At 63.3% G+C, this 251-nt stretch carries 1 pseudogene; it reads right to left on the bottom strand.

What is annotated here, in order from left to right:
* A pseudogene (locus CVH10_RS22740) lies at positions 1–251 on the bottom strand (PhoH family protein); the annotation flags it as partial.

Here is a 251-nt window from a genome sequence, read left to right as displayed (position 1 = left end):
CTGCCGGGCCAAGCGCGAAGATCATGTCGTTCGATGTCAGTTCGCGCATGTAATGCGCCTGCGCGCCGGTACGCGGCACGATCGTCTTCTTGCGTGTGCGGATCATCACGCCGGGCGCGCGATCGCCGGCCTCGTTACGGATGATACCATCCAGTACGGGTTCCGATGCCATCGCGATCGCCGCGTCGACCAGACCGGTATCGACGTCCTCGCCACGCTGTATCCGCTTGTACAGGTCGTTCAGCACGTCG

It is taken from the genome of Halomonas sp. ND22Bw, assembly GCF_003011945.1.
In the GTDB taxonomy this organism is placed as follows: Bacteria; Pseudomonadota; Gammaproteobacteria; order Pseudomonadales; family Halomonadaceae; genus Halomonas; species Halomonas halophila.
This window is presented reverse-complemented; position numbering and strand designations above follow the sequence as displayed.